The sequence below is a fragment of the Chryseobacterium taiwanense genome (assembly GCF_000813825.1).
Classification (GTDB): domain Bacteria; phylum Bacteroidota; class Bacteroidia; order Flavobacteriales; family Weeksellaceae; genus Chryseobacterium; species Chryseobacterium taiwanense.
The window spans coordinates 23,133-42,578 of sequence record NZ_JWTA01000020.1 but is presented as its reverse complement, the minus strand read 5'-3'; the positions used below and the strand labels follow the sequence as shown (position 1 = coordinate 42,578).

Annotated in this window: 17 protein-coding genes; 10 read left to right on the top strand and 7 right to left on the bottom strand. The window is 32.3% G+C overall.

Features of this window, described 5'->3' with window-relative positions; genetic code table 11:
- Positions 1–126 precede the first annotated feature (126 nt).
- The 3 genes from RM51_RS17900 to RM51_RS17890 all read right to left on the bottom strand — a co-directional run bounded on the left by RM51_RS17900 (position 127) and on the right by RM51_RS17890 (position 3,147).
- Positions 127–429, bottom strand: coding sequence for a helix-turn-helix domain-containing protein (locus tag RM51_RS17900; RefSeq protein ID WP_039372817.1), 303 nt, complete (start codon positions 427–429; stop codon positions 127–129).
- Between the two features lie 162 nt (positions 430–591).
- Entirely contained in the window at positions 592–1,440 is an 849-nt protein-coding gene (locus RM51_RS17895; RefSeq protein WP_052248559.1) for an RteC domain-containing protein, read from the bottom strand.
- A gap of 39 nt (positions 1,441–1,479) precedes the next feature.
- Entirely contained in the window at positions 1,480–3,147 is a 1,668-nt protein-coding gene (locus tag RM51_RS17890; RefSeq protein WP_039372814.1) for a helix-turn-helix domain-containing protein, read from the bottom strand.
- Between the two features lie 288 nt (positions 3,148–3,435).
- Here RM51_RS17890 and RM51_RS17885 point away from each other — a divergent pair, with 288 nt between their 5' ends.
- The 4 genes from RM51_RS17885 to RM51_RS17875 all read left to right on the top strand — a co-directional run bounded on the left by RM51_RS17885 (position 3,436) and on the right by RM51_RS17875 (position 5,660).
- Positions 3,436–3,663, top strand: a complete 228-nt coding sequence (locus tag RM51_RS17885) for a hypothetical protein (protein WP_039372811.1) — start codon at positions 3,436–3,438, stop codon at positions 3,661–3,663.
- 15 nt (positions 3,664–3,678) lie between these two features.
- The gene (locus RM51_RS19565) at positions 3,679–3,837 is read left to right on the top strand and encodes a hypothetical protein (protein ID WP_165585021.1); all 159 of its coding nucleotides are present in this window, start codon (positions 3,679–3,681) and stop codon (positions 3,835–3,837) included.
- A 5-nt stretch (positions 3,838–3,842) separates the two neighbouring features.
- Positions 3,843–5,312, top strand: coding sequence for a MauE/DoxX family redox-associated membrane protein (locus RM51_RS17880; protein WP_039372830.1), 1,470 nt, complete (start codon positions 3,843–3,845; stop codon positions 5,310–5,312).
- A gap of 63 nt (positions 5,313–5,375) precedes the next feature.
- The gene (locus RM51_RS17875) at positions 5,376–5,660 is read left to right on the top strand and encodes a DUF6520 family protein (protein ID WP_039372810.1); all 285 of its coding nucleotides are present in this window, start codon (positions 5,376–5,378) and stop codon (positions 5,658–5,660) included.
- A 33-nt stretch (positions 5,661–5,693) separates the two neighbouring features.
- On the opposite strand, the gene RM51_RS17870 is transcribed toward RM51_RS17875, so the two are convergent.
- The 4 genes from RM51_RS17870 to RM51_RS17855 all read right to left on the bottom strand — a co-directional run bounded on the left by RM51_RS17870 (position 5,694) and on the right by RM51_RS17855 (position 12,601).
- On the bottom strand, positions 5,694–6,194 hold the full coding sequence (locus RM51_RS17870) for an alpha/beta hydrolase family protein (RefSeq protein WP_131667098.1): 501 nt from the start codon (positions 6,192–6,194) through the stop codon (positions 5,694–5,696).
- Positions 6,166–8,070: a hypothetical protein gene (locus RM51_RS17865; protein WP_039372806.1), complete on the bottom strand. Its 1,905-nt coding sequence runs from the start codon at positions 8,068–8,070 to the stop codon at positions 6,166–6,168. The genes RM51_RS17870 and RM51_RS17865 overlap by 29 nt, the downstream gene beginning before the upstream one ends.
- A 145-nt stretch (positions 8,071–8,215) precedes the next feature.
- Positions 8,216–9,592, bottom strand: coding sequence for a RagB/SusD family nutrient uptake outer membrane protein (locus RM51_RS17860; RefSeq protein WP_039372804.1), 1,377 nt, complete (start codon positions 9,590–9,592; stop codon positions 8,216–8,218).
- 3 nt (positions 9,593–9,595) lie between these two features.
- A complete protein-coding gene (locus RM51_RS17855; RefSeq protein ID WP_039372801.1) occupies positions 9,596–12,601 on the bottom strand; it encodes a SusC/RagA family TonB-linked outer membrane protein in 3,006 nt (1,001 codons plus the stop codon).
- A gap of 646 nt (positions 12,602–13,247) precedes the next feature.
- Between RM51_RS17855 and RM51_RS17850 the strand changes: the two genes are divergently transcribed.
- The 6 genes from RM51_RS17850 to RM51_RS17825 all read left to right on the top strand — a co-directional run bounded on the left by RM51_RS17850 (position 13,248) and on the right by RM51_RS17825 (position 19,309).
- Positions 13,248–13,496, top strand: coding sequence for a helix-turn-helix domain-containing protein (locus RM51_RS17850; protein WP_039372799.1), 249 nt, complete (start codon positions 13,248–13,250; stop codon positions 13,494–13,496).
- 288 nt (positions 13,497–13,784) lie between these two features.
- The gene (locus tag RM51_RS17845) at positions 13,785–14,600 is read left to right on the top strand and encodes a GNAT family N-acetyltransferase (RefSeq protein ID WP_039372797.1); all 816 of its coding nucleotides are present in this window, start codon (positions 13,785–13,787) and stop codon (positions 14,598–14,600) included.
- Between the two features lie 279 nt (positions 14,601–14,879).
- A complete protein-coding gene (locus tag RM51_RS17840; RefSeq protein WP_039372794.1) occupies positions 14,880–16,079 on the top strand; it encodes an SIR2 family protein in 1,200 nt (399 codons plus the stop codon).
- 3 nt (positions 16,080–16,082) lie between these two features.
- Positions 16,083–17,927, top strand: coding sequence for an ATP-binding protein (locus RM51_RS17835; protein WP_039372791.1), 1,845 nt, complete (start codon positions 16,083–16,085; stop codon positions 17,925–17,927).
- Between the two features lie 206 nt (positions 17,928–18,133).
- Positions 18,134–18,928 (top strand): hypothetical protein, encoded by a 795-nt coding sequence (locus tag RM51_RS17830; protein WP_039372789.1) that lies wholly within the window; start codon positions 18,134–18,136, stop codon positions 18,926–18,928.
- A gap of 75 nt (positions 18,929–19,003) precedes the next feature.
- Complete coding sequence (locus RM51_RS17825) at positions 19,004–19,309, top strand: hypothetical protein (protein WP_039372786.1); 306 nt, start codon at positions 19,004–19,006, stop codon at positions 19,307–19,309.
- Positions 19,310–19,446 lie beyond the last annotated feature (137 nt).

Sequence of the window (19,446 nt, the reverse complement as noted above, 5' to 3'; positions counted from 1 at the left end):
AATTTAATTTCAAGAATAAGCGTTGTTTTAGCAGATCATTAGCATTCTTTTTAAATTGCACCTTTACAAGAATAGCGCTTATATCTATCAACAAAATCAATGTATTAGTTTGAACAATAATTATTATCAACTATGCTTATTTTGGTTTGAAGATTTAAAACTGTCTCTAATTAATTGATGAACATCAGAAAGCTTATAGTAAAGTTTACCGCTTATGGTGTAATACGATAGCTTTTCTTCGGAGCGGTATCGCTGAAGTGTCCTCGAGCTAATTTTTAATAACTGTAGAACATCTTGATTATCTAACAATTGTTCTCCATCAATACTACTTAATCCATTTTGATTTTCTTTTACTTTTTCGCTTAGGATGTCGAATCGTGTCATAATTCTTTCCATCCATGAAATAAATTCTGCTTTATCAATATTCATAATTTTTGTGTTATGGTTATGACAAAGTTTTAAAAAAAATATAAGAATCTCTCGGTAGTTTCTCGTACTACCGAGAGATTATCTGTGAGTGATAATAAATAGAGCGATTGTTTTTCTACAAAAATTCACTCTCAACTAATACGTATCATTTTTATAGCTTTTTCAATCGTCTTCTAACAGCTTATTACTTAAATTTTCGTTTAAAAGTTGTAAAAATTTGGTTTTGTTTGTTTTCCGGTTCTTGATTTCATGTACAGTTTTGTAGAAGTTTCCAAGATCAACATGTAGGGTTTTCTCAGCATACCTTACAATTTCGGAAAATTCAATATTTCCACCGTTAAAAGTATGAGAACTATATAAAGCATAAAGAAGTTCAACCAATGAGGATTTTGAAGAAGACCATGATAAAATTAACTTTTCTTCTGTGGTTTTAAAATTATATCCATCAATATTAGTAATTGCTTCCAATAGATATTTTTCAAGTAAATCGTTGGCTATGATCTGTGATACAATATGATCATGAGAAGTAGCAAATTTTTCATCATAATCATAAAGTCCTGCTTCCAGTTTTGTTTTAAGATCAAACTGATTTCTTATAAAGTATTTATGATCAAGAAAAGTAGCCTTACGTCTATAATACTCATAAAAGTCGGTATAACGATCGTAGAATGCTTTCAGTGTTAAGAGTTCGCACTCAAAATATTCTTTTAGTACAGTTTTTCCTGCATTTGGAATGGTTACTTCGATAGAAAGAAGTTTAGAATAATAGATAAATTTAGAAATAAACTGAGGTTTAATAATCTTAAAGAAATATATTTCTTCTGCAACTGCATCAAATTTATGTTCTGTTAAAACAGCTTTAATCTCCCGAACAGGAATATCAATTTCCATCAGTGCTCGTTCGCACAATTCAATTTTTTCCCCCTGAAACTTTGATTCTATTAAGTTTAGTTTTTTTTCTAAAGAACTTAGCTTTATTTTACATTCTTTGATAAATAAGTTATTATCCATATTTTTTTAATAAAAAATACGAATTAAATTACAAGCTGATTACTCAACATGATCCATTTGTATCTTTTCAACAAATTCTACAGGGCTAACACCTACTACTTCAATAAAGATTTTAGAAAAATTAGATCTATTGGTAAAACCACACTCCTTTGCGATTGTTTCTATTGAATATTTCCTCCATTCACTACTTGTTGTCAGCATTTTTTTGGCATATTCCACTCTTAAAAGATTAATATATGTATTAAAATTTGAACCTTTATGTTCATTAATAATTCCGGACAGATAGGTCGTATTTGTTTTTAATCTTTTGGCAAGTTGATTTTGGGTAAGTCCTTTTTCCAGATAAAACTCATTTTGCTCCATGACCTGGAGTTTGCTAAGAATAGTATTTATCACCTTATCCGTTATTTTAGACAACTTCTGAGATGATTTATCATTATCCTCAATAGAAGTTTCATCCACCACTTTTTTGTCAGTTAGAATATTTCTTCTTTTATATGTAAGCTGATAATATTTCATTATAGAAAAAACAATACATAACATTATTGTACTTCCGGCAATAATATAGGCTATTTGGGAAGATGACTCCAGTTTTTCTTTTGAATGAATTAGATCTTCGGTATCATATCCTTTAAATATTTTTCCCGAGAGATACTTAAAATCAGTGGATAGTATTTTATCAAAACTTAATAACTGCTTAGTATAATACAATTCGTCAGTTGTATTTTTTGTCATCTGACAATTTTGAATAAGAAGATCATAGGCTTCCCGAACTGCTGGTAACACAAATTTATGCTGTACAAATATTGAATCTATTTTTTTCAGATGGGCATAGCCTTCCTTAGCTTGACCATTTCTGAGAAAGATTTTTCCTTTTAAAAAGTAAATTAATGAAGCATTGGTAAAATCCTGTTTTTTTTCTATTCCTATCAAGGCAACATTAAAATCGGACAAAGCAGCTTCATCTACATTCTTAACATAATTAAGAACACCTCTCAACTTATAAAAATAACTTCTTTCGATATCAAAATTCAAATCATTTGCGGATTCTCTCATCCCCTCTTCAATAAGCTTTGAGGCTTCTTCAAATTTTGAAAGGTAAAATAAACAAATAGCCATTTGATTAAGACTATTTAGATACCCTTTTTTTGTATTGTATTTTAGATTAGAAAGTTTCTCATTACGTTTATAAACGTTATAATACGAACGACATTTTGAGAACATCTGAAACGCCTCTTCATAATACCCTAAGTAACTTTTCACCACTCCTATATGGTACAAGTTTTTATAATATAAATAAGAATTTTTTGAATTTTTTAAATACTCCCATGCTATAAGATATTCATCAAGAGCTTTTTGATATTTTCTGTAGGTAAAATAATAAACACTTCCTTTAGTTAAATAAGCGTTACCTATTACATCCGGGTCTTTCGATTGTTGAGCCGCCCATATAATGCTGTCTGCAAATATGAGTTTTTTCCCTTTTGAAAAGCTTGTAGCATCCCGATATGCTTGAGATAGTTCCTTAAAATTACTTTCAACTTTAGCTTGTTGAATATATAACCGGACAAATTCCAATCCTCTTTCATCATTTTCAGCAAAGTTATCATATGATGATCTTAATTTTCCAAAATCAGTCGCTTTGAAGAATATACAAGAAAATAGCAGAATGAATGATATTTTACTCAATCTAAAAATATTTTTCATAGCAAATTATTGTTATCTGGTTATTATGGTATAAAATTACATAAAATGAATAAAGCTTATCGTGATTTCTAAAAACAGAGAAATACGAACCTCCGACAAAACATATAACATTCTGAAAATAAGAAAATTAAAACCCAACAACATTCTGACCTGATTTATAAAAAACATATAAATAGTTTATAAATCAGGTCTACAAAACTTTTTTTCCAAAGGTTCGGCTTTCTAATTTCGTTTCAGAATTCTAACAAAAACACCGGCCGGGATTAATCAATTTTTAAATCCCAGATCATGAACATTAAAACAATTTATATTCTAGCAGGCATTTTATTGCTCATTACTACAAAATCATGTCGATCAGAAGAACTTCTTGAGTCCAGTGAAATCCCAGTGTATGCCACAGATGATACTCACAATAGACCATCATCAAAGTCCGATAGTACCAGTCAAGAAAAAGAACCGGAAGTTGTAGAAGTCGATCCTCCTAAAGATCGTGATAATTGGAAAATAAACCCATAAACACTTATGCATTGTATGAATGAGACGATCATTGAGTCAGGTAATACTTGCCCTATCAGTGGAATTTGGAAAGTGACCGGAACATACACCACAACAGCGGCTGTATCAGAAAATTCAAAAATGCCATTATATGGAGGAGTAAAAGTACAGTGGATCTTATTGTATAAATGTTAAATTATATGAAAAAACTATCAAAATTTACGGTAAATTGTATTAGCTATTTTTTTATCTTACTGTTTATTTATGCAAGTATAAGCAAAGTACTGGATTTTGAAAATTTTCAGATTCAGATTGCTCAATCACCAATATTAAGTGCTTATGCGAGTTTCATTTCTTATGCAGTAATTAGTATTGAACTCATTGTTGCCCTGTTTCTGGTTATTTCAAAGCTCCGTTTATTAGGTCTATATGGATCAATGGGACTGATGACCTCATTTACCATCTATATCTATTTTATCCTGAATTTTAGTGATTTCATCCCTTGTTCCTGTGGAGGAATACTTGAAAAAATGGGATGGACAGAACATCTGATATTCAATATTGTTTGTGTCATTATTTCAATGATTAGCATTATAATTCTTGAAAAAAATAGTGGTAAAAGAGTTGTAATCTACAGCGCAAAGATTTTAATGGTAATTGCTTTCAGTGCTTTTTTGATCACTTACTTATATGATTCATCAGAGTACATTTTAAAGAAAGAAAATAATTTTACCCGAAGATTTAGGCCACATGCCATTGATTTTCCTGAAACCATCCATTTAAATGCCAATTCATTTTATTTTGCAGGTTCGAAAGGTGATTCAGTCTTTTTAGGGAATACGACTGCACCATTACTGATGGGGAAAATAGTACCGGATTTTAGAACGCTGGAAATTGACACGCTAACCATCAGTGACAAAAGATTAGCATTTAGCTCTGTACAGTTACAGGTCAAGTATCCGTACTTCAGTTTTACGGACGGTAAAGTTCCTGCCATATTTGAAGGAAAATTTCCGGATAAAAATGCTAATCTGATTATGAAAGATAAACTTTTCTTTTCTCAAATTTTAATGATACAACCATTCAAGTATATATACAGAACCCATTCACTTGCAAGAAATGAAAATGTCGTTGGAAATATTGATATTTCTAGAGATGCAATACAATTTAATGACAAATTTCTTGAAAAACAGGTGGATGGAATTTTTGACACCGATGGTAAATTTGTAGTAGATCCTTCGTCAGGTGAATACATTTACACCTATTTCTATAGAAACGAATATCGAAGACTTGACAAAAATCTCCAGTTTTTAGGAAATGGCAGAACCATAGACTCAACTTCGAAGGCTAATATTGAAATTATCAGTAACAAAGAAGGAGTGAGAAAACTGGCAAAACCACCTTTAAAAGTCAATCTCATCCAATCCGCCTACGATGGAATACTTTTCAATATGTCAAGTCTGAAAGGCAGACATGAATCGGAGACCATCTGGAAAAAATCCAAAATTATAGACGTCTATGAGTATAAAAGTAATAGTTACTTATATAGTTTCCCTATTTACCATATCAAAAAAGAAGTCGTAAGAGACTTTTTAGCAACTGAAAATTATTTTTATGTATTAATAGGTAATGATATCATGAGGTACAAGCGCATGTACAAAAAGCGCTGAAAGGCGCACAGGTAAAGCCGAAGACCTATAACTGTAGGCAACAAATTTCAAATTCTTATTATTATGAAAACTTTTAGAACACACTTTTTAAGTGCTGCTGTTATCCTGATGGGAATAGGAACAGCGTATGCAAGTCACGCAGATAACACAACTGCAAAAAAATTAGCACCACAGGACGGTTACATTTTTAATCACAGTATTGGAAGCTGTGAAAAAGTGGCGGAATGTGATACGACTCCAACGGTCATTTGCACCGTAAACGGGACTCCATCCGGTACACAGGTATTTGGATTAGATGTACCTGAAAACCTTAGTACCTGTAATGTTGAACTTTATCAACGTCAATAATTTAGAAAGCTGCTGTGAAAACAGCAGCCTTTTTTATTCCAACATCGGTCTTATCCATTCCGAAGGTTTATTACTTTTAAGGTAAAAGTCCATCCATTGCCAAGCCTTTACATTTAAATCAAGCTGATTTTCTTGACTTCTCAGATTATGCTTTTCGTTTGCATATTCCAATAAAATTCCTTTTTTGCCCAATCTTTTCATCCCGATAAAGAAGCTTCTCGATTGATCGATATGAATATTGTCATCATCCTTACCTGCCCATAACAATATCGGTTTTGACAACTTTTTCAAATGATATATCGGTGAATTATCAAGATACCCCTGATAATTTTCGAACAGACTTTTGATCATCCTATTTTGTTGAGACTCAATCCTTGCGTAATCAGGTACATAATTTAAATATGAAAATTTGTGATAACTCATTGCCTGTCTTGGAAGATCAACAAAACCCGCACCTGCAATTCCGGTTGTAAACCACTTATTCTGAGTCATTAAAAATGCCGTTTCATACCCTCCAAATGAATGCCCTGACACCGGCCATTCTATTCAAATCTATATTTTTATTAGTTGTAAGCTTTTCTACAATTGCATCCACAGATTTTGAGATTGAGCGGCCGACATTCTCCACTTCATAATCAAAGTCAGGTAACAGAACAAAGTAATCTTGATATACGTAGTGCATGATATTAAATCCCTGTGTATCGAATAGGTAAGGAATTTGATACATCAAAATATCTTTTGATTTTCTCTCATAAATATTAAAAATCAAGGGATACGTCGTATTAGCTTTGTAATGGGCTGGATACAGCAATGCTGCATTATATTTCTTTCCATTCACTTCGTATCTTATGATTTCTTTTTTCAGATTGACCAACTCTTGTTGATCAACTCCCTTACTTTGATACACCAATGTGCTAACGCCATTCTGTAACGTATATACTGATAATGGTTTTTGATAGGATTCCATGGTATAAACAATCGTGTTTCCTACTTGGTAAATATCCTGAATCCTATTACCTGTTTCCTCCCGTATTTTTAGTTCAGATTTTTTCACATCATACTCGCAGAGTTGGGAACTATAGTCTTTTTTATTCAGAGCCTTAAGCAAGATTTTTTTACTGAGATCTACCTTTATATTTACTTCCTTATCCCAGTGAGAATCTGAGGTCCTTCCCAAGCCTGTAGGTTCCGGAATACTGAAAACCATTTCTTTTTCCCTTCCAAATGTTAATCTTTTAACCGTCACATGGACGACATCGACCAGAAAAAGATCATACTCATCCGTAATGATGTATTTTGATGACAGATTAGTAGGATATACCTTACCTGAAGGACGATCAGACAAACCACTATATACCTCACTAATGAAGTATTCTGGTCTTTCAAACGGTATTTCACGGCTTATATTCTTCATTATACTTTCAATTCTCCACCTACGATCTTTATAGTAAATCATGGTATTTGAAATGGGATCAAAATAAAAATTTTCGGGTAGTGCGTGAACATTGTCTATTTTTCTTTTTCGCCCTCCAAAATCCAATTCAATACTTTGCTCATATCTTGCATTAATAAAAGATTCAAGAGTATCCTTTGAGGGATCGTAATATAAGATCGTTTCTCTATTATCAATAAATTGTTGCTGAGCGAATTCATCTGACACATTGGGCAGTCTTTTCCATATTTCATTTTTCAGATCATATACTGCCATTTGTGAAAAAGGATTTTTGTAATTATGATTTTGATGGGTGTAAAAAATTTCATTTTTCTCTTTTTTACTAAGCCTCTCTTTTTTAAGAGGTATGATCAGATACCGATTGTTTTTGAGTTCAACAGATGACAATAAAAGACTATCAAGATAAAAACGTTGAGGCATGTCTAATGGGATAGAACGTGCTACATTATTTTTAGCATAGCGACCTATGTGATAGGTTCCATTCATTGATTGCAGAGTAATCAGTTCGGATTTCAGGTTTCCCATCCATTTTACCTGATCTGCACTCCCCCACTTTGTCTTTTTCATCGATTTTAGATCAATACTATATATTTTCTTATCAATGATAAAACTCACTGACGGCAGCTCCTCATCAAAACGCACCATTTCAACATTTTCAAGACTTGCTATCTCCTTAAGGCTATTATCAACAATTACTACTTGTCTGGCTTTTCTTTCATAAAAGATCATTTTCCCCTCTTTTACAAAAGGTTTGTATTGGAAATTCCCTGTAATGGTCTTTTCTAATTGCTCCTCCAAAATTCTAATAATAGTATGATTCGTTCTTTGGGTAACAAGGATATTATGACTAAAGAAAAAATAACGACTACCAAAAAGGAGCTCTTCTGTTTTCTTATTTTTGATATCCAACAGTGTTGCTCTCTGCAATCCGTAGAAATTCGTGTCGCTTATTACCATCCATCTATTATCGGGGCTTATTGCTGAGGGCTTACTAAAGTAAAACTTTGAGTATTTCTCGTTTGTCAGCCGTATTGAATCCTCAGTAATCTGTGACCTATAGAGACTGCATGTGGCGAGCAACAGTGTTAGACAATATATTCTCTTAATATCCATCGTTTTGAGCTCCAAGATTGGGATTTAACAGCAGTTCACTTTCAGGGAGAGGCAAATTTTTGTTAAATGGCTTCCATTGTGGCTTTACAAGGGGAAGAACATCATCAAGCATTTCTAGCCTTCTGAGATCATAAAAGCGATGACCAAATTCTGCGAATAGCTCGTGCCTTCTTTCCTGTATGATCTCATGCATGATTTCATTTGGAATATTGGAACTAAAAGCAGCGAGTCCGGTTCTTGTTCTTATTATATTCAGATCTGAAAGCGCCTGCGACAGCATCAGTTTATTGAGATAAGCCTCAGATCTTATCAGAAATACTTCTTCCACTCTTAACACTATAGAATTTTCAAGCGTTGTTGCTGTAACCGAAGATTGCTTATACTTTGAGGGGAAGTAATACATATTTTGTTGCACATCACTTTTGCTTCCTATCCATTTTTGTTTTCTTTGATCTCCCGGAAAAAAAGAATTGACAAAATCATAGGTTAGAGATACCTGAGTAGGCGGTGCAGAAAGAATCGTATAAAAACTTCCTTCTTTTGTATTATTTCCTGTTTTTATAGGTTCAAGTTGCCATATCGAGCTTTTACTTTCTTTCAGAAATGTTTTGGACAAATCGGTTTCTACCGTGTAGCCTCCCTGAGCAATCACTTTCGAGCTAGTGATAATGGCATTATCCCAATCTTTTTTATAAAGAAATATCCTTGCCTTTAAGGCATAAACAGCCATTTTGGTGGGTTTGATTCTCAATCCCGGTGATAATTGTTGGGGAAGTCCATTCTCGGCTTTTGCAAGATCATCAAGGCACAATATTAAAATCTGATCTGAAAGGGTTTTCTTAATCTTGGAATTTTCTACGTAGTCTACAGAGGTCACATAGGGAATATCTCCAAAGGTCTGCGTTAGATAGAAATGCAGAAATGCTCTGAGAAAATATGCTTCGCCCATCAGTTTGGCTTTAACATCTGCTGATAGACCCGTAGAGGCAGTCAATCCAGCAATCACCCTGTTGATGCTGTAAAGTTGATTGTAGGTATCATTCCATAACGTTTTTACCACATTAGATTGAGGATTAACTGTTGTGCTGTACAACTGAGTCAGGTTAGATGTACTGATTTGATAAGATACCAACTCATCCGCATAACATCCCATATACCCTCCTCCTCCTGCTGAGGAACCTGAAAGAAAGCCTTTTTCTTCCAATGATCTGTACACTCCAGCCATTGCTGCTTTTGCAAGCTGATCATCTTTAAAAATAAGATCAGCTGTCAGCTGATCATTGGGGAGATCAACTTCCAAAAAGTCATGACAACTCACCAATAGAGCAACCATACATAATACTATTGTCTTTTTTATTTTTTTCATCTTTTAAAATTTTATGTTAAACCCTAGGGAAAAAACCTGTAAAGGAGGCGTAAACCCAGCCGTGATAAACTCCGGATCCAGATTCTTGAATTTTGTCCAAGTCCACAGATTCTGTCCCTGAAAGAACACGGACATATGCATACTTTTAAAAGTCTCTTTAGGAAAATCGTACTGTAAAGAGATATTTCTTAGTCTCACATAAAGAGCATTACTTACCGTTGCATCGCTATTGTTAAAATTCAAAGCGGCATTTGCCAGAGTCGTATTTGCATAGGTCGTTGGTTTTTGAAATGTTGCATTAGGATTTTCGGGAGTCCAATAGTCTAAAAATTGAATGGGAAGGTTTCCCATTAATCCTAGATTTGCCGCGTAAGAATAGCTGTTATTCTGTAGCTGATTGACCAACTGAATCAAAAATTGCAGCTTCCATGACTTATACTGAATATTGTTGGTAATCCCTGCTTCCCAACGTACCCCAATATCTTTGATTACTGTTCGGTCATTGATATCCAGCTTTCCATCTTTATTCACATCTTCAAATTGGTATACTCCCGTTGTAGGATCAATTCCGGTGTAATGAAACAATTTTCTGATCACTGTCGAATGTCCGATTGCCAGAGTATTGGCATAAGTAGAGCCCTGAATATTCGGGAAATCAATTAATTTATTTCTTGGTGCGGATAGATTAAGGGAGGTATTCCAGCTCCAATCATCCTTTTTCATATGGGTCGATTCCAATGTAAATTCCCATCCTGAATTTTGTACCGTTGCATCCAAATTCGCCTGAATACTTGTAAACCCTGTAGTTCCCGGCAATGGTATTCCTACAAGCTGACTTGAGCTTCTATTTCTGTAATAGGCTCCCGTAAAATTAATCCTGTTCTTAAAAAATGACAATTCAAGTGCTGTTTCAAATTTTTTGGTTCTTTCCCATCCGAAATTCGGATTAAACAACCTTACAGGATTGACACTTGGTACTCCGTCATAAGGGTATAAACCGCTTTGATAGGTATCTAAATACTGATAATCTCCTATCAGGTCACTCCCTGCCGTTCCATAACTTCCTCTTAACTTAGCAAAACTTATCCATGGTAGAGATTCCAAGAATTTTTCGTTGGATATGATCCATGCTGCTCCCAATGCTCCAAAATTGGAATACCTGTTGGCGGGTCCAAACCTGCTGGAACCATCACGACGAGCCGTTATATTCAGGATATACTTTTTATCCAACTGATAGTTAAAGCGACCATATACCGATTGATAATGATAGACAAAAGATCCTGTGCTGCTTACGACAACACTTTGTGCTGAACCTATATTTTCAATCAGTTCATCCGATGGAAAGTTGGAGGCATACAATACCTGATTGGTCGCCTGCTGCTCCTGAAAAGTCGTTCCTACCAACAGATTGAAACTATGCTTACCGATCTGTTTAGTGTAGCTCAACTGAGGTTCAACAATCCAGCTTGTGCTGTTCGTTTCTCCTTTTCTGATCGCTGATCTTTCGCTTCCGATATTCGTACTCGGATTATAGAATGTTTTAGGATAGAGCCTTTTCTCATTAATTGTATTTTCGGTGTATCCGCTATTCAATTTTGCGGTAAGCCCTGAAACAATTTTGTATTCCAATGTTAGATTTGAAATCAGCTGTTTGGAGTCGGTCTTATAGGTTTGAGAAGCTGCGGCCATCGGATTGGTAAACGTGTTATTTTCCCAATTGATGCTTCCATCAGGTGTATACAAATCGGGAGCATTGGGAGCTATACCGGTATAAATTCTGTAAAAATCAGTGGGTGGCAACACATTGCTTTGGGTGGTGTAATAGGATGAGAAATTCACTGAAAATCTACGATCCGTACTTTGATGTTGTACACTAAGACCTGCATTATTCCTTTTATACCGATAATTACCCGGAAATACGGTGGTCTGCTCATCATGAGCACCTGACAGCGTAAACTTTGTATTTTCATTTCCACCCGATACATTGATATGATTGCCAGTCTGTTCACACCAATTCCCGATAAAATAGTCTTGCCAATCGGTATATTTATTTTGATCCCACGTTTTCAAGTCATAAGCTGTAATTGGAATCGTTTGAATTCCGTCATTGGCAAAGGCTGCTTTTCTCATCTTTATATAGTCTTCGGTAGACATCATTTTAGGAAGTCGTGCAATGCGCCCCAATCCGTAGGAGGAACTGAAGCTGAACTGTGTTTTACCTTTGACTCCTTGTTTTGTGGTAATCAGAATCACTCCATTTGCTCCTCTAGAACCATAGATCGCTGTTGCATCGGCATCTTTTAAGACTTCAATGCTTTGTATATCATCCGGATTGATGGCATTTAAAGGATTGGTATCAGAGTACGGTAAAACCGCCGATGCAAGTCCCGATCTGAACTCATTTCCTGATGGCATGGGTATTCCATCAATAATATATAAGGGAGCATTCGCATTGAAGCTGCTTGTACTATAGGTTCGTAAAGAATTCCGACCTCTGATCTGAACATCAAAACCACCTCCCGCAGTTCCACTGTTCTGAACAATACTCACCCCTGCCATTCTGCCCTGCATTGCCGACAATGCATTGGTTACAGGCTGGTTTTCTATGTCCTTAGCAGAAACCGAAGCAATACTTCCCGTTCTCTCTTTATCCCGAACTTTATAATATCCTGCATTGATAATAACTTCTTCGATTCCCTTTACTTTTTGTTCTAAGCTGATATTAACGACGGTTTGATGCGTGAGTTTGAATTTCTCTTCTGCATAATCAGGGTGTCTGAACAATAGGATGGGATTTTCTGCTGAAACCTCCAGACGGTAGGTTCCGTTGGCTCCGGTCATGGTTACCTGATCACTGCCCTCTTGGGAAATAACGACTCCCTGCAAAGGTTTTCCTGATGAAGTGACGGTACCGGAAATGGTGCGTATTTGGGCTTTTATACTGGTGCTTACCGCGGCAAACATAAGCCCAAAGAAAATGCCTCCTATATGGTAATAGGAATTTTTCATAGATTTGTAAAGGTTTTTAATTTTTAATTAATAACTGATTTCTGCTCTTTTCCGTAGGTCTGCAAACTGTATGGGAAAGGGCTTTCTTTTTTCTTCGATTTTAATTTTAATTTTAGTTGTTGCTTGTATTCATGGGTTGAAGTAAAGACTTTCCTGATGCCCTTTGGTATGAAAAAGGACTGGTGAGGTTCTGTAATCAGTGACCGCAAGGCACCGGAAAGAATTTAATATGAATGAAATCTGTGTTCCCGTGTAAGCTTTTTACAGCCGCAATAGGTTGTACCCTCCTATTGTATCCTATATTCTGATACTTTATGCGTAGAGCGGGCTTAGATTTTTATGTAGAAAGAGCAACTTCATTGGAAAAAACGGCATGGGAACTCTACATTCTCTGAACTAGGGGTACTGGTATACCTTACACACAGATAAGAGAGCCCACGCCTAGGTCGTGAGCTTAATACTTATCGTCTTGTGTGTTTAAAAATTACCAGTTTTCTAGTACAAGATTCTAAGCAATAGCTTCATTATTTCTTTGAAGTATCACAAAGTTACACTTTCTGTAACCTATTTTACAAATATAACAATAATTTTCCATTGCGCACAGAAAACCGCACTATTTTTTTGTTCTTTCATTTAATTTGTTATAATGGAGGATGAGAAAGACATAATTGTTGATATCTGCAAATACATTTATCTTAACTGGATTTCAAAAGCGGAGTCACAGAGAGATTTTGCTTCAAAATGTGGTGTCGAAGAAAGTACTGTAAGAAGAATTAAAAATATTGCATTAGGAACATCTAAGACTGATTACAATATGTCTTTAAAAACTTTGATTAAAATTTGTCAAAAAAGGCAAATGACTTTAGAAGATTTTTTTGGCAATATAAATAGATAAAATCCTGACTGATAGTCAGGATTTTTTATTTGCAAATTTCTTAATAGTTACGCTCAGAATATTGGTGAAATAATTCTTATATAAAGAAATTTATAACATTTGCAAATTAAAGGTTATGAAATACCAATATGAATTCTGTTTCCACAAGAAAGAGATCATCATCTTTTAATAATTATTAATATATGTTTCAAAACTATTAAATTTCTCCGGTAAAATAATATAATGCCTTGTAAACATAAATATTAATAAAAAAATATTTTTTATATTAGATTTAACTAATAACATATTATGAAAATAATTACTATCAATGAAAAAGACGACTTTTTTCATTTTTTAAACTATAATATTGATGTAACTGAATATAAATACAAATATCTTAGTAATGTTTTACATTACGCGTTTGCTACTGGTCAACTGCCAATAACAGAAAATACAAGAATTTTGAGATTGGATACATATTGGGCTATTTACATTGAAACAGATGGAAAACTATTTATCTATGGCGACACATTAAAAGAATTTACACTTGAATTGCAAAGTATCATAAATTTTGAATCTTTTCAGGGGTTTGAAATAATGGGTGATTATAATTTAGTTTACAGCATTATAAGAGGAAAGAATGTAACAAATTTTTCAGTTATAAAGGATCGCATTTTTTACCAACTAAATAATAAAGGTTTATTAATTTTAAATAGTGAAACACCACTACTACCACAATTAGAAGACCATACAGAACTAACGGAAATGATGCTAGCCTATTATGTTGAAGAATATGAAGGAAAGAGAAATAAAGAGAAAGCTTTTATAAACGCTACGATTATTGAGCATATAAAAGATAACTCCATTTATATACTAAAGGAATCACAAACAATTGTAGCGTTTTGTACAATTTCTGATCCTGATATCGGAATAATTTTTGTGAGACCTGATTTTAGAAATAGAAATTTAGGCAAGTTATTATTGTCTCAATGCAGTAAAATTTTATTTGACAAAAATCAAAAAAGTTTTTTAATGACGGATCTAAATAATTATTCTTCTAATAAGATGTGCTTAGATATTGGATACGAAGAAATTTACAAGCATACAAATTTAGAATTAATTTAACCGCATATTTTGAGAAATTGGCCATTTATTATTACTCTTAATTCATACTCTCGGAATTTTTTTTCTAAAATTCTATTTTTTAAAATCATTTTTATCTGATTTATTTTTATAAAAATTATTGATAAAGAATAGATTATAATCTTTGATTAAATATTAGTAATAATACTGAGTTTTAATTTTATTGTTACGGGAAGCCGTAATAGAGTTGAAGAAACAATTATTAATTTTAATAAAATTTGATTGTTAAACAAATAGATTCAAACTAATAACCATAGAAAAATGAGCGCCACCCCGAATCCATTTGAAGACAAGCTAAAAACTTGGCAAAACATAATCCAAGATTGTAATATAAATTTTTTGATTGGTTCAGGCCTTTCAAATCCTTTTTTTGGAACGTTAGGAAATATTGAAATCTGGCTAACTGAATTAGAAAATGATACTTCAATAAAAGCAGATTTAAGAGATTATATTAAAGCGAGTCTATATGCAAGTTATTTTGTTGTAGCAATGCAAAAAAACATTCTCTTATACGATATAGTGTCAATTAAAGATGAGTTAGTTTCAGCACCTAAAAATGACATCGAAAAACTTCAGAACACGTACAAAGGTTACAAGGATTTTCTTCGATTAATTAATCAAATAATCTATCAAAGAAGGAGTAATACAGTAAATAAACAAACCAACTTATTTACAACAAACATCGATATCTTTTTAGAAAAAGTGATAGAAGATCTAAATCTTCATTTTAATGATGGATTTAATGGTGTTTTCAAGAAAACTTTTAGCTTAAGTAATTTTAAAAAATCTTTTTATCAAAAAAGTCTTCATTACGATAACATTGCTGAAATCCCGGTTTATAATCTACTAAAAATACATGGATCAATTACATGGAAACTTGAAGGTAATCAATTAATTTTCAATAACATTGATACAATATATTCAATTCAAGAAGAGTATAATAAAATCAAATTTTTAGACATCATTAAGTTAGATAATGATTATTGGAATAAACACAAAAAAAATATTCCCTTTAAAGAAATTGTTAAAGAAGCACAAAAAACAACAATTATAGATACTAAAGATTTTGTTTCGGCGTATGAAAAACTTCAAGTTGTAAATCCAACAAAAGCAAAATTCAAAGATACGACTTTCAACAAGTCATATTATGAAATGTTAAGGCTTTATGCGAATGAGCTAGAAAAAGAAAATAGTGTATTATTTATTTTCGGATTTTCAATGGCAGACGAGCACATCCGAGATATTACTTTCAGAGCTATAAGATCTAATCCTACACTAAAAGTTTTTATATCATCTTACACTAAAGCAGCAACAGATATAGTAAGTAATCTTAAATTAGATAATATTGATTTAAAAGATTTTCATAATGTAGAGCTACTAACTGAAATTGAGAATTTTAATCTTAATGTCATCAATGAAACTATATTTAAAAAAATGTTAGATAACATTAATTGTGATTAAAAAATGGAAAAAGATTTACAAAAAGATTCTATTTTTAAAGTTGGCAAGGTAGTTTCGGTTGAAGGAAGAACAGTAAAAATTGAAGTTGACAAGAGTAAAAATAGTTCACATTTATTGTATAATGGTGAAATAATTAGAAATATTTCGGTAAATAGCTATATTAAAATTACAAAAGGATTTAATCGTATCATCGGTAAAGTTGATGGCGAATCTATTTATGAAGATTCTAACTTTACTGATAAGGATTATACAAATGAAAAAAAGAAAATTAAGCGAATTTTAATTGTAAAGCTCCTAGGCTTTTTTACAAAACGGGGTTTTGAACGGGGTATCAAAGAGCTTCCTCTAATTAATAATGAATGTTTTCTGTTAGATAAAAAAGAATTTCAAGATGTACACCATTTTGTAGGAAAAACTGATTTACCATTAAATATTGGAACCTTAACCCATGAACCCAACCAAAATGTGGAAATTGGTATTAATGAACTCTTTGCTAGTCATATTGGTATTTTTGGAAATACAGGCAGCGGTAAATCTTATACTTTGGCAAAAGTATATTACGAACTTTTTATGAAGTTTAAGAACGAAGAAAAGTTTAATAAAAATGCAAAATTTCTTCTTTTCGATTTTAACGGCGAGTACGAATCCAAATACAGTATAATTGAAGAAAAAAAAGTTTACAATTTAAATACTCGTTTTGCACGTAAGAAGGATAAGCTTATCTTTCACGAAAGCGATTTACTTGATAAAGATTTGTTCAGTATAATTGCAAATGCAACTGAAAAGACACAAAAACCATTTGTGGCAAGAACTTTAGAATTTTATAAAAAAATTGTTAAGTCAGATGATGCTTTAGAATATTTTAAGAATATTCTCAGAAAAAGGGTTAAAGACGTATATAAGATGGCTGATAAAATTAAAGCTGAATTATTGCTCGACTATTTTAGAGAAATTCTGCCACCTTTATATGACGAAGATAATATTGAAGTTGATCTGGCAAATGATGTTGACTTCAACAATAAATATGGTGAATTTGTATTTGATGGCAAATATTTGCGAAGTAACCCAGAAAGTATAGAGGATACATTACTTTATCAGCATATAACTCAATATGAATTTAGCAAAGATTTTATTTCGAGAATAATACATTTCCTTTATTTACAATTAATAAATGATATATTTAGCAATAGAGCTATCAACGAACATATTTCCCCTGTAATAAATAAGCTAAAAAGTTTCCATAAAGATATTGATGCTGTAATTAAAGTTATAGATGATTTAGATGAAGAAGATTTTTGGCATGATAATTTTTTTTGTGTTATTAATTTGCATAAAACTAATACGAACATAAAAAAAATGATTCCCCTACTCGTGTCACAAAAACTTTACTCAGAACATAAAAAATCCAATAGGAAAAAAGAAAAATCCTTAAATATAATAGTGGACGAAGCTCATAATATTCTTTCATATATTTCCGAAAGAGAAAGCGAAACTTGGAAAGACTACAGATTAGAAACGTTTGAGGAAATAATAAAGGAAGGGCGAAAATTTGGTGTTTTTATGACAATTGCTAGTCAGAGACCGTCGGATATTTCCGCAACAATTATTTCTCAGTTACATAATTTTATTCTACACCGATTAATTAATAATAACGATATTCTTGCGGTTGAAAGGACTGTATCATATTTGGATAAAGTTTCTTTTGAATCATTACCTATTTTGCCAACAGGCACTTGTATTATTGCCGGGCAATGCTTACAAATACCCATTATGGTTGATATTTCTCCAATTGATAAAGCAAATGAACCAGATAATAAAACAATTAGATTAATCGAAAATTGGAAGTAGTTACGTCAAAAATTTTGTTATTTCCTATAAAATATAAATTTGTTCAACACGGAAATTCTATTGTAAGTCCTCTATTAAGGTGCATAAATGTATGTAAGGAAACTATATTATTAGCCACAAATAATTCATTAGATATCCTTGATGATAAAGAGTTTGAGACTTTAAACGATATTATTGAAAAGTTAAGACCATAAAAACAAATAACCATGAATGAACATCAAAAAAAGCTTCTAGTTTCTTTATCAAGAAAAAAGAAAGAAGAAACTAGTATAGAGCACCCATATGACATTCTAATCCATTCAGTTTTAAATACAATAGACTTTGAAGATTTAGTAAATTACCATATTGACAATGAATACACTGAATTTAAATCTTCAATCTTTAGCAACATTGAAAAAAGAGTTACTACATTCAGCGAACATGAAAAAATGTACAGTAGTCTAAAAGAACTTTTGAAAACCGAAGTTTCATATCATAAATCTATAAGAATCAGAATAATATTAGAATTGTTATTGCCGCAGTTAACAGAAGATTACAAAACAGATTTTTTTAATACATTTTTTTATTCAAATTATTCACATAACAATAAGGCTGCACTCAGATATTTAAGTTTTGCAGAAACCGACGTAACCGACATGTTATTGGATCATTTTTTTGTTTCTGGGGATACAAGCTATTTAAATATATTGCTTAAACAAGAAAATGCTCATTTACTTACATCAAATGCAGAAGATCTATGGTTCATGGATTTGAGTCCTTATTATAAGAAAAGACTCATTGAAATATGTGCATTTCAAGATTTAGAAAAATTTAAATTTCTAAGGGATTTTGATTACGAATTTTATATGTTACTATTACTGATAAGAAATGAAATAAAACCAAACAAAATTATGTCGGAGCTTGAGAAAATGCCCGAAGAAAAACAGCATTTTGCTTTATTGAATTTCAGTAAATGGATTGATTTTTCTTATGTTGAGAAGAAAGTAAAAAAATATCTTTAAACAAAATGTATGGAAAAAACAATTAGAAGTTCAGACAATAATTATAACACCAATCTTGCCTAGGAATATCTTATCATGAGCATTTTCTGCAGAACGGGTAAAGATGCATATCTTTCTTTAGGCAATAAAAATGGTGTTTATATAATCTTCAAAACTAATTTAGGAGAACATGTATTTTTGAGGTTAAAGGTGTCAATAAACGCAATGACTAGCTTATTACAAATTCCGGTACATTTTTTAATTTATGCTTTGGTTTGTTATAATGGTAAAATTGATGACTTAGAATCTACTCCTGATTTTTGGTTTATCCCTTCATTAAAATTGGCTGAAAGTACAGAACATAAATTGCTAAAAACGGAAAAACTGTCTATTTTCAAGTAAATATGTCAGAGAAAATTACGACGAATACAAAAACTCTATTAAGTATTTAGAAAAATATCTGAACGCATTTTAAATTAATAATCACCAAAATACATATGAACCAGGAACGTCATAAATGGTTGACTTATTGGAAAAAA